Source organism: Chryseobacterium sp. OV279 (assembly GCF_900128945.1).
Taxonomy (GTDB): Bacteria; Bacteroidota; Bacteroidia; order Flavobacteriales; family Weeksellaceae; genus Chryseobacterium.
Genome location: NZ_FQUD01000001.1, coordinates 1,520,515 through 1,534,169, shown reverse-complemented (window position 1 = coordinate 1,534,169; position 13,655 = coordinate 1,520,515). Strand labels below are relative to the sequence as shown.

At 33.7% G+C, this 13,655-nt stretch carries 11 protein-coding genes; 5 read left to right on the top strand and 6 right to left on the bottom strand.

What is annotated here, in order from left to right:
* The first annotated feature begins 59 nt into the window (after positions 1-59).
* Complete coding sequence (locus BUA72_RS06830; RefSeq protein WP_072922303.1) at positions 60-854, top strand: SDR family oxidoreductase; 795 nt, start codon at positions 60-62, stop codon at positions 852-854.
* Between the two features lie 20 nt (positions 855-874).
* Positions 875-1,192 (top strand): hypothetical protein, encoded by a 318-nt coding sequence (locus BUA72_RS06825; RefSeq protein WP_072922302.1) that lies wholly within the window; start codon positions 875-877, stop codon positions 1,190-1,192.
* 133 nt (positions 1,193-1,325) lie between these two features.
* Here the strand turns inward: BUA72_RS06825 and BUA72_RS06820 are convergent, their stop codons facing one another.
* The 4 genes from BUA72_RS06820 to BUA72_RS06805 all read right to left on the bottom strand — a co-directional run bounded on the left by BUA72_RS06820 (position 1,326) and on the right by BUA72_RS06805 (position 7,190).
* On the bottom strand, positions 1,326-1,844 hold the full coding sequence (locus tag BUA72_RS06820; RefSeq protein ID WP_072922301.1) for a DUF2911 domain-containing protein: 519 nt from the start codon (positions 1,842-1,844) through the stop codon (positions 1,326-1,328).
* 25 nt (positions 1,845-1,869) lie between these two features.
* Entirely contained in the window at positions 1,870-3,561 is a 1,692-nt protein-coding gene (locus tag BUA72_RS06815) for a sodium:solute symporter family protein (RefSeq protein ID WP_072922300.1), read from the bottom strand.
* Between the two features lie 100 nt (positions 3,562-3,661).
* Entirely contained in the window at positions 3,662-6,166 is a 2,505-nt protein-coding gene (locus BUA72_RS06810; protein ID WP_072922299.1) for a PIG-L family deacetylase, read from the bottom strand.
* 352 nt (positions 6,167-6,518) lie between these two features.
* The gene (locus BUA72_RS06805) at positions 6,519-7,190 is read right to left on the bottom strand and encodes a hypothetical protein (RefSeq protein ID WP_072922298.1); all 672 of its coding nucleotides are present in this window, start codon (positions 7,188-7,190) and stop codon (positions 6,519-6,521) included.
* Positions 7,191-7,340: 150 nt separating this feature from the next.
* Here BUA72_RS06805 and BUA72_RS06800 point away from each other — a divergent pair, with 150 nt between their 5' ends.
* Positions 7,341-7,853: an ATP/GTP-binding protein gene (locus BUA72_RS06800; protein ID WP_072922297.1), complete on the top strand. Its 513-nt coding sequence runs from the start codon at positions 7,341-7,343 to the stop codon at positions 7,851-7,853.
* A 74-nt stretch (positions 7,854-7,927) separates the two neighbouring features.
* Here the strand turns inward: BUA72_RS06800 and BUA72_RS06795 are convergent, their stop codons facing one another.
* Positions 7,928-8,473, bottom strand: coding sequence for a hypothetical protein (locus tag BUA72_RS06795; RefSeq protein WP_139259559.1), 546 nt, complete (start codon positions 8,471-8,473; stop codon positions 7,928-7,930).
* A gap of 91 nt (positions 8,474-8,564) precedes the next feature.
* Between BUA72_RS06795 and BUA72_RS06790 the strand changes: the two genes are divergently transcribed.
* Positions 8,565-8,873, top strand: a complete 309-nt coding sequence (locus tag BUA72_RS06790) for a helix-turn-helix domain-containing protein (RefSeq protein WP_072922295.1) — start codon at positions 8,565-8,567, stop codon at positions 8,871-8,873.
* Positions 8,874-9,183: 310 nt separating this feature from the next.
* Here BUA72_RS06790 and BUA72_RS24400 read toward each other — a convergent pair whose 3' ends face one another.
* Entirely contained in the window at positions 9,184-9,348 is a 165-nt protein-coding gene (locus BUA72_RS24400; protein WP_175548862.1) for a hypothetical protein, read from the bottom strand.
* 403 nt (positions 9,349-9,751) lie between these two features.
* Between BUA72_RS24400 and BUA72_RS06780 the strand changes: the two genes are divergently transcribed.
* Positions 9,752-13,525, top strand: coding sequence for a YobI family P-loop NTPase (locus BUA72_RS06780; protein ID WP_072922293.1), 3,774 nt, complete (start codon positions 9,752-9,754; stop codon positions 13,523-13,525).
* The last annotated feature ends 130 nt before the right edge of the window (positions 13,526-13,655 follow it).

Below are 13,655 nucleotides of genomic sequence, written 5' to 3'. Positions count from 1 at the left end.
GTTTTCCGTTATTGCCTGAAAGAGTGATACTTCGGAAATTTGTATCAAAGAATTAAACAATGGAAAATCAATTTAATTACAGCAATGAACTTCAAGGTAAAATTGCCCTGGTAACCGGAGGTACAAAAGGAACCGGAAAAGCAATTGCTGAAAGGCTGTTACAAGCTGGCGCAACGGTTATTATCACCGCAAGAAACGCACCTGAAAAAGAAAACAGCAACCTTCATTTTATTTCAGCTGATTTAAGTGAGGCAGAAGGAGCTCAGAAAGTAATCAGCGAAGTGCTGTCTCATTACGGGAGGCTGGATATTCTTATAAACAATCTTGGCTCTTCATCAACACCCGCAGGCGGCTTTACCGTATTATCTGATGAAGACTGGGAATCAACCTTAAGGGCTAATCTGCTTGCTCCTGTTCGACTGGACAGAGGATTTTTACCCCAAATGATAGCGCGAAAAACAGGTGTCATTATTCACATCGCTTCGATTCAGGGCAAATTGCCTTTGTACGACTCTACTTTACCGTATGCAGCGGCAAAAGCAGGACTAATCAATTACAGCAAAAGTTTATCTAATGAAGTTACACCAAAAGGTATTCGGGTGCTGACTGTTTCGCCGGGATGGATAAAAACAACGGCAACAGGTGCTTTTTTGGAAAGGATCGCCAAAGGTTCAAATACTACTGTGGAGGATGCTCAAAAAAGTGTTATGGATGCGCTTGGAGGAATACCTTATGGCAGACCTGCCGAACCGCAAGAAGTCGCTGAATTAGTAGGGTTTCTTGTTTCACCGAGAGCTAATTATTTAACCGGAACTGAATTTGTCATCGATGGCGGCACTGTGCCAACCATTTAATAATCTTAAAATACAATACAATGAATTTACCAAACATTATCTCAGAAATGATAAAAGCGCAAAATGAATTTAACAGTTCAGCCTATGCAAATTGTTTTACCGAAAATGCAGAAGTATACGATGAAGGCAAAAACCATAACGGAAAAACTGAAATTGAAAACTGGATTGACAAAGCTAACAAAGAATACCAGGCCACTATGAAACCATTACACTATAATGAAAATGACAACATCTTATCTGCGGAAGCTTCAGGAAATTTTCCAGGCAGTCCTATTGTTTTGAAATATCATTTTCAATTATCTGAAGGATATATTCAGTCATTGAAAATAACAGGTTAATATTTTAAGCGTAAAATGCTTAGTCTGTTTAAAATAAACAGTCTGAAATTACCTCAATAGTCATCTTTACAATATCAAAATTGCAAACAAAAAATCCCGGGTTAACCGGGATTTTAATGTCTTATATTCAAATTTATTTGATCTCTACGGGAACTGAGATTTTATCCCAATCCATCGTGAATCCATTACTGTTTATTTTATACACTAACGTTTCCTGTGTTGCTGGTAAAGCTTTTGTTTTTACATCAACACGTAAAGCATCTTTAGATTCTTCGTATTTATAAGCGCCCCACTGTTTTGGCTCTTTGTTAAAAATCGCAGTCCAGGTTCCGGTTTTTTTAGGGATTAAGAAAAAACTGTATTTACCTGCAGGCAGCGGTTTACCCTGAACGGTAATGTTTTTATCCGTTTCGAAAGTAGTGGCCTCATTGGCACCCGCACGCCAAACTTTATCATAAGCTTCTAAACCACCCCAGATTTCACGTCCTTTTACAGAAGGACTGCTGTAGGCTATGGTAATGGTTGCATCTTTAATTTTTCCTGTAGCAGTAGCCGGAGGGCTGGCAGGTTTTTTAGTGTCCTGTGCAAAGGCATTTACTGACATGGTCACTGCAGCAAAAAGTACGGTAACAGATTTGATCATTGTTTTCATAATATTTTTGTTTGTTGTTGTTTGTTTACGAATTTACTGCTTTCGGCTTATAAAACAATAACCCGATTGCTGAAAATATAATAACGGCCGCTGCCCCAATGACATTAAGCCAAAGGAAAGAAATTATATCGAATTTATAAACGGCAATAACCGCAATTTCTGATAAAATGGCAGCAATAAATACAATCGGACCGGTAATTTTTTTATAGTAAAAGGCGACCAGAAAAATCCCCAATATCGGGCCGTAGAAAAGAGAACCCAATACATTCACCGCTTCAATAAGGGAACCCATTTGAGTCGCAAACATAGCGACGCCGATTGAGAAGATACCCCAGGCTAAAGTGTGAAGGCGACTGTACTTCAATTCGGTGGCATCATCAGGAATTTCTTTTTTAAATATCAAATGAACATCTTTTAATGAGCAGGCGGCAAGGGAATTCAGTGCTGCGGAAATTGAACCCCAGCTGGCCAAAAATATGACGGCAAACAGTAAACCGATCATCCCTACAGGCAAGGTATTTTTTACGAAATACAGGAAAATGTAATTGGTATCCGTTTTCTCCGCATTATAGTTTGAATTATTGATCGCTTCTTCTACCCTTCCGTGCAGTGCTTTTACCTGAGTTTGTGTATTTTTAAAATCCTGAACCGTTTTATTAAGTTGAGGAGAATGAGCTTCTTTCAACTTTAGAATTTCTTTCGATTCTGCATTAAACTTTATCTGTAAATCCTGATGTTCTTTTTCAAAAACCGCAGCCTGTTCAGGTTGTGTTTCCTTTAAATGTTGATATGAACGTTCGTTAAAATAAATCGGAGCCGGTTTTAGAGAAAAGAAGGCGAAAAGCAAAGCACCGATTAGAAGAATGGCAAACTGCATCGGAATTTTAACCAGCCCATTCAACAGCAAGCCCATTTTTGCATTGGTATTGTCTTTCGCAGTAATATACCTCCCAACCTGACTCTGATCCGTCCCAAAGTAAGAAAGAGCCAGAAAAAAACCACCGATCAGCCCGCTCCAAATGTTGTATTTATCCTTCCAGTCGAATTCTGTGGTGATGACATTGAGCTTTCCGGATTTTCCCGCCAGATAAAGCGCATCCTTAAAACCAATTCCATTCGGCATATTCTGAATAAGCAGGTAACCAGCAAAAGCCATGGTTCCCAGAATAATGAGAAACTGCAATTTTTGGGTGTGAGCGATCGCTTTTGCACCGCCAACATAGGTGTAAATCAAAAGAATACCACCCGTTAATACATTGGTTAAATAAATATTCCAGTTTAAAACGCTTGATAAAATGATACTCGGAGCATAAATGCTGATTCCCGTTGATAAGCCTCTTGAAAAAAGAAAAAGCAGTGAAGTGAGTACCCTTGTTTTTTTATCAAAACGGTTTTCCAAATATTCATAGGCTGTATAAACATTTAAGCGCTGAAAAATCGGGATGAACGTGATACAAATCACAATCATCGCTAAAGGCAAACCAAAGTAATACTGCACGAAACGCATGCCGTCTGTATACGCCTGTCCCGGTGCTGAAAGAAAAGTAATGGCACTTGCCTGCGTAGCCATAATCCCTATCAACACAATGTACCAGGGCATTTTATTATCTGCTTTCAGGTAGGATTCGTTGCTTTTTTGGCCACGACCGATGAATACGCCGTAAACCACCACTGCAACCAGTGTAACAATAAGAACTGTCCAATCTATAGTACTCATGCCCAGAATTTAGTAAACAAATAATAAAATACGATCTGCAATACCAATGCAGCAGCTAACAGTATGTACCAAGTATTCCAATTTTTAAGTTGATTGTTCATTAGTTTTTCTGTGCAGATAAAAAGTTAAAAAATAAACGTGCGGCCCCAACATTTCCCGCAGGCAGCTGTCTGAAAAAGGCCAACGGTGTATAAATAAAATTACCCTTCCCGTATTTAGCAGATAAAGTTGATCCCTTCAGAGGCTCTTCATCTGTATCGTGCATTTCAAAAAGCGGTTCATACGCTGCATCCCATTGAGCAGGGAAATAGGCACCACGTTCCTGTACCCAACCTTTAAAATCATCCGCAGTAATTTTGTTCGGAAAGTTCAGTAATTTATGATTGGGATTTAAAAATGTAACTACAGCATTTTCTTCGGTAACCCGCTTATTGGCAATACTGAAATTGTACATTCCCAATTGGTCAACGGTTGTATCCTGGTTGGTGTTATACTGCATCACCAGATTACCTCCGGCTTTTACATAAGACCATAAAAAAGGCATCCAGCGGCCCAGCTTTTTCTCTGTGTTGTTGGCACGAACCCCCAATACGATGGCATCATATTGTGACAGCTTGTTTTGACTACCGTTTCCGCCGGTTTCATCTAATTTGCCATAAAAATCTTCGTCTTTCAAAACATCTACCTGAATACCTGCAATACGCAGGAACTCAGGAATGAAATCACCCGCACCTTCTATGTACCCCACTTTTTTAACCTTCGCCTGAATATCACCTTTCATTACGGCTACAGTAGCAGGCGTAAAATATTGCAAGGAGGGTAAATGCGGGTACTGAATTAATACCTGTTTTTTATTATAAGTGACTCCATCTGCAACAAAATTGGCATCCAATTGTAAGCGGGATGAATGTATTGCGGCAAGCTTTGTTTTTGGAATAATATAATCGACGATAACATCTTTTCCATTGATCGAATTTACATCAGCGCCGCCTAATCGTTCTCCGTTATACATCAGGTTTACTTTACCATTGCTGAACTTTTTGCTGGAATTGACCTTAATATTTAAACTCAAATGTAAATCTTCATTTTCTTTGACCACATAAAGCGGTTGTGTAAATTTCAGTTCCAATGCAGGCACAATGCGCAAGGCTTCCACCACATCACCACGGACCGGGTCTAATTTCTTGAAAGATAAAGGAAGTTTAACCTGAAACTTTTCGGAACCGATTTTTAAACCAACCCAAACATTCAGTGGTGATTCTGCCTCGGGCAAACCGACTAAAGTATCATTCGGAACAGAGAAAGTGGCTGCGTTCGTGGGAGATTTTGCCAACCAGTAAGGTTCTGTAAGGGCTGCATCTGCAGGAATCTGAATGCCATGCTGAATGGTAATTAAAGAGTCTTTTGACAGTGTTCTGTTGAAGCTTTCTGACTGACCTAACCATTTTACATTGTCTAAAACGACAGGATTTGCAGCTCTTGAAATTAAATTTAATCTGAAATTATAATGATCCCCGGCAACAGCTTCAGCCTGATTGGTAACTGCCTCGCCCATAAATCCGGCACAGCTTAAAATAATATGATCAAGGGATTTAAGTTTATCCTTTTTTAGTTCTGCATCTTTTAGCGCCATAACCTTCTTTCGCAAAGCAAGCAAAGCTGGTAAGCTGAGGTCAGGATTATTGAAATTGAAAGCGGAAATAATTTGATCTAATGATTGGTCTATATCGGTGTTTCCTTTTGCGGTCCAGGTTTTAACTACTCCGTCAAAAAGTGTTGTTTTTGCAGGTTCGCCAGTAACGTGGGCAAAATATTCAGTTCTTATGCCGGCTACAGACTGTGTTCCCGCACCCTGACTTTTATGTAAACTTCTGCTTAATCCTGCCAATTCACCATAACCCATTCCCAATTGTGCATCATATTGCCCAACGGTAACTTTCAGTTGGTTTTCAGCGGTCGTATTGACCCCACCAAAGCGGAACGTATTCCACAATACGCGTTTTGGCTGCCATACATTGACATATTTCAGTTGATCCGGGAAAGCCGTTTTATCGCCTGCCAGCTTAAAAGCTTTTTCCGCCACCACAGCCGAAGCCGCGTGTTGTCCGTGTCCTGCCGCAGCAGTAGGAGGAAAACGACAAATGATCACATCCGGACGGAATTGACGGATGACCCAAACGACATCCGCTGTAATGCTGTCTGCATCCCATTGTTTAAAGGTATCGGTCGTATTTTTAGAGAACCCGAAATCAATCGCCCGCGTAAAAAACTGTTGGGCGCCATCTAACTTTCTGGCCTCTAAAAGCTCATGCGTTCTGATTAAACCCAATGCAGCACCCTGTTCTGTGCCTAGTAAATTCTGACCACCGTCACCTCTGGTTAAAGACAAATAGCCCGTTTCTACATTTTGGTCGTTGATTAACCAGGAGAGTAATCCTGTATTTTCATCATCGGGATGAGCCGCAAGGTATAAAACTTTAGGCAGCTGTTTAAGGGTTTTAAGTTCACGGTAAATTTCAGATGATTTTGAAGGCCGAACCTGCTGGGCCGAACAAAAAACCGTATAAAAGCCAAGAATACATACAGTGCTTACTTTTTTAAACATTTGAATTTGCTTTGCTGGGCAAATATAAGTAAATCATCTTTCTTTCAGACGTAAAAGAATCAGACTGTGAATTTCACAAAAAACTGGTTGTTTTTTTTATTAAACCACAAAAGTTACAAAAGTTTTTATCTTTTAAACACTTTAGTACATTTTAGAAAGTTTAAAGGAATACCGCACAATTAAGTTCACATAAGATGAAAATCTTTGATTTTCAAAAAACTTTAGTGTACTTCTTATTCACAAAGTATATAACTTAAATAGCTTAAGTGTTTAAAAATCTTTTGTGACTTTTGTGGTTAAGTTTAAACAGACTTTATCTATGAATTAGAGTTTCAAAGAGAACAAAAACTACTTATGTTTTTCTAATGGCATTCCGCGTAAGATAGATATAATTAAACATGCAAAATGTGGCTACCGCCCCAAACGTATGCCATAAAAAGTGTGTTCCGAAACTCAGCCATTCCCGTTTATCAATGATCCGGAAAGTGAGTGCGAGTGCAAACGACAATAAAGCAAAGCCTACCCATTTGCCGGCTTTCCATTGGGTATAAATCAAATAACGCAATACCGAGAAAAGCACAAATGAAGCCATGATTGCATAATTTAGGTTGATAAAAAGAGAAGTATTATCTATTAAAATCCAATTTCTCAAGCCCAACATCAATATCATATATGCAAGAACCATTACAACAGCATAGTACCATCTGGTGCTCCGAGCTACAAAATAAAATCCGGCAGACAGACAGAGCAGCATAATGGGCATCCAATCCATCATGATAAATACCGGCCATTGTCTGAATGCATGGTAAACAGTTCCCCCTATGGCACCAATATATAACAACATTAAGCAGTAGGTTAAAAAAGGATATTCTTTAAAATTACCCTTCATTTTAAGGGTCCAAAAAATAGCTATGGCTAAAAATAACAGAGCAGTTATTGCATTGAATGGCTCAGGGAAAAACCGGGCCATGTCTGTTTCTTTATATAACATGCCTCCGTCGGGAGGTATTTGGTTTATTGGCATTTTCTTTTTTTATATTATATTTATATACCTGTTCTAAATATAGAAAAATTATGCTATTAAATAGACTGGCAAAACGCTATACAATGGACGCTTAAAAAACTGGCACGAAAATCCCGTACCAGACTTTTGGATTATAATATCAACTGAAATATGAGAATTGCAATAATCGGCGCTCACAAAGTCGGTAAAACCACATTGGCAGAAGAACTTCTGGAGAACCTTCCCGGATACACCCTTGAAATAGAACCCTATTACCAGATGGAGTCTTCAGGGTATGAATTTTCAGAAGAGCCTTATCCTGACGATTTTCTTGAACAATTTAATTATTCAGTCAACCTGGTCTTCAAAAGCGGAGATGATGTCATATTTGACAGATGTGTCATTGATATCTTAGCTTATCTTCATGTTCTTGATTCAGGTCGAAATATCCAGGTTCTCTTTGAAAAAGTTCAAACCATCATCGATGAAATTGATGTTTTTGTTTTTGTCCCTGTTGAAGAACCCGATCTGATATCCAACCAGCAGATAGAGCTGCCAAAACTCAGGCATAAGGTTAATGACTTACTTTATGACTGGATTGAAGATCTTGGAATAAAAGTCATTAAAGTAAGCGGAACTTTATCGAACCGAAAAGATCAGGGGCTGGCCGGAATTTTATCGTAGGATCTGAGGCGGATAACTTCTGTAAGGCTTTAAAAAGGTTACAGGTTTGAATTCTGGCATTATGCTCAACTTTCTTATCCTGAATTGGTGTCAGCCATCTCCTTTTCTCTCTTTCTTTGAAGAATAAGGTGTGCGGCATCCAGCATTTTAACCGTATGGATGTAGGGCATAACGATATTCCTTTCCGGTAGATTTTCATAGATGCCCATTGAGAAATAGACGATTCCGGACATAAAATAATCAAATTCTTTGAGGGTGTATGCTCTGAATGCTTTTTTGAAAACCAGCAGAGGATTCCGGTATTCCTTCTCCGAAAGCAGGCCAAGAACCCACGGAGAAACGTTTTCCGGTTGAGTATACACAGCCCATTTCCTTTCTTTCAGCATCATAAGATAACCTGCCAGGATCAACGACCTCATCGACTGGTAAAACTCAAAGATGACCGCCGGATCTTCATTGATCCAACTATTTCTCTTTACCGCATAATTCATAATATTGCTGAGCCTTTCTTTGGAAACATCCAACTCATTGAACTGAAAGAAAGTTTCCATCAGCTGTAATCCGGAGTGCTTTTTTCCTGCTCGAAAACGGGTATCAAAATCTGTTTTTATCTTTTTCATGGGTTGTATTTTTTTTATAAATGTAAGAAAAAAAACAATAAAACACATATATGTGTTGATGAAAAATTTTAGAAAGCTCAAACTTTACTAAATGTATAAATGGCAAATAGAAGAATTAAAATTTCAAATTGGAAAGCTTATTCAATTACATAGGCTCAAAAGAGAACTTTCACAATTGCAACTTGGAAATGAGCTCAATATCTCAAGTAACCATGTTGGTAGAATTGAAAGAGCTGAAACTAATCCAACCATTGAAATTCTTATTCTATTTTGTAATTTTCTTGAAATTGATCTATTACATTTATTTACAAAACTCAATGAAAAAGAACTAAAGAAGATTGAAAGTGAAATTGATCAGCTACAAAAAGAATTTAAAAATCAAAATAAGAGAAAATCCTGACGAAAGTTGGGATTTATTGTTTGTTATAGGAAATCGTAAAAAAATCGACCTTAATAACTGTAAAAAAACTCTTGTTATAGAATTTCTGAGTTAAAAAAGAAAGTGATAAATCCCGAGACAAATAAACCTCTTTCACAAGAAGAACTTGGTTTAAGAACTAGGCACACAAAAAAGACCATAGGAGAATTGAAAAGAGGTAATTCAAATCCTCGTTACGATACTCTACTTATAGTCAACAAAGAACTTAATGTTATAATACAAGAGCTCTTTGATTTTAATATGAAAAATATATTAAGTTATCAAATAAATTTTAACTAGTTTCTATTAAATCTATATCACTTTCCACATCTAACACTTTTATAGAATTTCTATGTTTAAGCATTTTAAAATATATTTCAGAGAGTTCTTTATCAAAATTTTTAGTTAAAGAAGACTCATGCAATTCAACATCTTTTATAAAAACACCATTTTTCAATAAAAAAAAATTTTCTAACCATATTCTAAAATACGGAAAATAATTGGATGCAAAACAAGTCCTCAATATTGCAAAGATTTACTTTTATTACTGAACACGAGCTAGAAGCCGCACTAGCGTGGGGGAAAAGCTTTGCAACAAATTTTTATGAGAAAATCCCTATTACTTATTTATTAAATTTTACTGGACATAAATCAGAAAGGCAATTGTTAACTTAAATAAGTAAAACCGAGGTGGAAAAAGCAAAATCAACAGCAAAATATTTAGAAACTTAGGTTTTTAGTTTATTTTATAATTTATTAATAAGACCTTTAGTGAATAACTACTTGTGAACACATCTTCAAAATGTTCATAAGCTTTTAATTTTAGTTTGAAAATTGTAATTTGGCATCAAACTAAAACAATGAAGAAACTATTAAACGAGATAAGAGAGAGATATTTAGAATTTAAAATATTATCAACCGAGTTTTATTTAAATCTTTTATCAGAAGCAATACTTTTTTTAGGTAGAAAAAAAATAAAACTTTTAGTAAAGAATAATGACAATCCAAACAACTTAGAAGATCTTACTCCATATATTTTAAAAGATGAAGAAAGCAACTATAATCTCCAAACATATTTAAAGTCCTTAAAATGGGGAGTTTTAAATCATAATGTTAGAAATATTGCAATTTCTGGTTCTTTTGGTACAGGTAAAAGTACAATTCTAAATTTGTTTAAAAAGAATAATCCTGAGTTTAAAATCTTAGATATTAATCTTGGGAAATTTGAAGAAAAGAATAAACAAACCGAAGTTGACATTGAAACAAGTATTGTTCAGCAAATTCTTTATTATGAGAAAAAGAAAAACTTAAAAGATTCGAGATTTGAAAGAATTACTTTTGATAGATTCATTTTTATTAAAGTAGTATTTTTTATTATTTGGGCTCTATCAATACTTTATCTTTTCTTCGACAAAATATACCAGAAAGTGTATCTTATTAATAGAGAGGAGTCTATTTATTATGTTTATCTTATGAAGGTTTCTTTCTTATTAGGAGTTTTCTTTATTCTAAAAAAAATATTTAAACAACTCTTTAAATTAAAAGTTAATAAAGTAAGTTTTAGTGATGCTGAATTTGTCCCAAAGGATAAGGATATTTCTATAATTAATAAGCATGTTGATGAATTAATATATTTCTTTGAAAAGACCCGAACACAAATTGTCTTCATTGAAGATATTGATAGGTTTGAGGATGCTGTAGAAGTATTTATTAAGCTTCGAGAACTCAATATTATAATAAATAATTCGAAAGATATAGTTCAAAAAGTTACTTTTATTTACGCTGTAAAAGATGAATTGTTTAGTAAAAACAATGAAAAAACTAAATTTTTTGATTTAATCATTCCAGTGATTCCAGTTGTGGACTATAGTAATTCTAATACACAATTTATTAAAAGATTAAAGGACGAATTTATAAGTGAGGATATTATTTCTGAGGATATTATAAGCGATATTTCACCTTATGTAAATGATATGAGAAGTCTTATTAATATTATTAATGAATTTAAAACTTATTATAGAATAAAGAGTAAGGAGAATCAAGCGTTAAATGGAAATAAGCTGTTTTCATTGATTGTTATTAAAAACATGTATCCTATTGAATTTAAAAGTTTACAAAATAAAGAAGGAATTATTTATAAAATATTTGAGCTGAAAAGTATTTTTTATTCTGATATAGTAAAGCAAATCAAAAGGGATATAGAATTATTAGAAGAAGACAACTCAAATATCTTGTTAGAAAGACAATCCAGTATCACAGAATTACGAATGATTTATCTTTCTCAATTGCTTTTAGATTCATTTGGTGGTTCACGATATAGAATAGGTGAAGAGTCCTTACAAGTTCAAGATTTATTAAAAGAAGAAAAGTTTGAACAATTTGTAAATCTGGGAAGTCTTTCATACACCATAGGGGTAAGAAATGAATATATATCATTTCCTAATATTGAGGCTAAGGTAAATGCTAATGTTAGTTATATCGATAGAAAGAGAAGGATAGAGGATAGATCAAATGGTAAAAAACAGTCTAATAATTTTGAAATTCGAAAACTAAGAAGAAGAATCAACAAGTTAAAAAATTCGTCATTAAGCCAGCTATTTCAAAATGCTGATAGAAAACAGATAGAAGAATATTTTACAAAAGCTTTTGTAAACATAAATGATAAAATTGAAGATGGGGATGGATTAAATATTGAAAATAATATTGCTAAAGAGCACCGAAAATATAGTTTACTTAAAGTTATTATTATTAATAATTATCTCGATGAAAACTATTCTAATTATATATCTCTTTTCTATCCAGAATCAATAAGTGAAAATGATTATAATCTTAAATTGAAAATTATTGAAGATGGGGAAACCACCTTTAATGATGTTATTAATAAGCCTAAAAATTTAATTTCAGAATTAAGTATTGCTAATTTTAAAAAGGAGTCAATTTTAAATTTTTATATTTTAGACTATCTGTTAGGAAATTTTAAAAATAATGAAGTATTAACACATAAATTAGAAGAATTTCTCAACACAATATCAAATACAGACGACAAATCAGTTGATTTTATTTATAAATATATAGATTACTCTGAAATCTCAGGCTATACCAATATTTTTATTTATAAAATGTCTTCTTGGGAAGACTTTTGGTATTTGGTTCATAACAAGGACATATTTAGTTTAAAAAAGAAAAAGAAAATTATTGATATTTTGTTTAGGGTAAACAATATTGATGAAATAAAAATTCTTAATAAAGAAGAGAAGATAAAAGAATTTTTGGAAGATTACGATGATTTTTTATTAAATAATTATAATGAGAACAGAAAGGAAGAAATTTTTAATAAATTAAAATCATTAAGAATTAAATTCAATGAAATCAAATATGAGGCTTCTCTACATGATTGGATTCTGCAAGTAATGAATAATAATTTATATGTTATTAACATCAATAATATCAATCTTTTCCTTGAAAAATATTCTAATCCAGATGATGTTCAAAACTATAATACGGCTAATTATACAACTCTACTAAACTCAGATCACATTGTTCTTAAAGAAAATATTGTAGATAATATAAATGATTATGTGGAAAATGTATTATTAAAATTAGATAATAATACTGAGGAAGAAATTGAAGTGGTTGAGACATTACTGAATAATGATGAAATTACTATAAGTAATAGAACTGCCTTAATAAGAAAAATAGATTTTATAGTACAAAAAATCACCAATATAAATACTGAGCTGTGGGTTCCTCTTTTCATTAATAATAGGATTTTACCACACTGGATGAATATTCTATCTTACTATAATTACAATAATAAGAAAATTGATTTTGTAATAGAGGAATTCCTCAATAAAGAAGAGAACTACAACCGATTGAAATTAATCTGTATAAATGATTCCATCGATGAGGAAGGAAATCAATTAACAGATGAATTGATTACAAATTTTAATATTTCATTAATAAACAGTGGGATTTCAACTAATGCATTTGATGCATTAATTGATTCATTAACTGAAAATTTTGATGAAACATCAGTTATTGAAAGAACAGAAAGAATTCCAAAATTGATTAGTAATGGAAATATTATTTTAAATTCTGAAAATCTATCATCTTTATCCGAAATTGAAATTATAGCAATATGTGAAAAAAAAGAAATTGAATTAAATGAAACCTATTACAATTTGGAGCTTCCAATTGATAGTTGGGAAGCTATATTTAAGGCAAATATTAATTCGGAATTAAAATTGCTAATTTTTGATTTTTTAACTGAGAATGAAATGTACAATAGTGATGACACTTCCTTTTTAGAAGTTTTAATAAATATCTTCAAAGAGAATAAATTTCATAAATATTCAGAATTTTTTGTTGATTCAGTTATGGAATCAAAATTAATAATTAGTGATAAGATCTTTCTTTTGAATTTTGAGAAAGCTGATATTAATACTTTACAGTTTAGAAAATATATTGAACAATTGGGTAAACCATTTTCTTTAATACTTAAAAAAGAAAAAATAGAAATAGACAATTCGGATGAAAACAGAGTTTTCTTAGAAACTCTCCGAGAGCTTGGATTTATCAAAAGAGTTTATATGAAAAATAGTAATTCAATACTAACTGCTAGTTATAATGAGTAAATTAATAAGATGCTTTCTCCAGAGAGTATCTTTCTTATTTTATAAATTATATTTAAAATTATACTGTTATAAACTAATTAATAGTGAATCTGATAGTTCTCCTGCTCTCCGAAGTCTCCCGACTTTCCAC

Excerpts from the sequence above, each read along its gene's own strand:
- BUA72_RS06830 (WP_072922303.1), top strand. The coding sequence starts at position 60 with ATGGAAAATCAATTTAATTACAGCAATGAACTTCAAGGTAAAATTGCC.
- BUA72_RS06825 (WP_072922302.1), top strand. The coding sequence starts at position 875 with ATGAATTTACCAAACATTATCTCAGAAATGATAAAAGCGCAAAATGAA.
- BUA72_RS06820 (WP_072922301.1), bottom strand. The coding sequence starts at position 1,844 with ATGAAAACAATGATCAAATCTGTTACCGTACTTTTTGCTGCAGTGACC.
- BUA72_RS06815 (WP_072922300.1), bottom strand. The coding sequence starts at position 3,561 with ATGAGTACTATAGATTGGACAGTTCTTATTGTTACACTGGTTGCAGTG.
- BUA72_RS06810 (WP_072922299.1), bottom strand. The coding sequence starts at position 6,166 with ATGTTTAAAAAAGTAAGCACTGTATGTATTCTTGGCTTTTATACGGTT.
- BUA72_RS06805 (WP_072922298.1), bottom strand. The coding sequence starts at position 7,190 with ATGCCAATAAACCAAATACCTCCCGACGGAGGCATGTTATATAAAGAA.
- BUA72_RS06800 (WP_072922297.1), top strand. The coding sequence starts at position 7,341 with ATGAGAATTGCAATAATCGGCGCTCACAAAGTCGGTAAAACCACATTG.
- BUA72_RS06795 (WP_139259559.1), bottom strand. The coding sequence starts at position 8,473 with ATGAAAAAGATAAAAACAGATTTTGATACCCGTTTTCGAGCAGGAAAA.
- BUA72_RS06790 (WP_072922295.1), top strand. The coding sequence starts at position 8,565 with ATGTATAAATGGCAAATAGAAGAATTAAAATTTCAAATTGGAAAGCTT.
- BUA72_RS06780 (WP_072922293.1), top strand. The coding sequence starts at position 9,752 with ATGAAGAAACTATTAAACGAGATAAGAGAGAGATATTTAGAATTTAAA.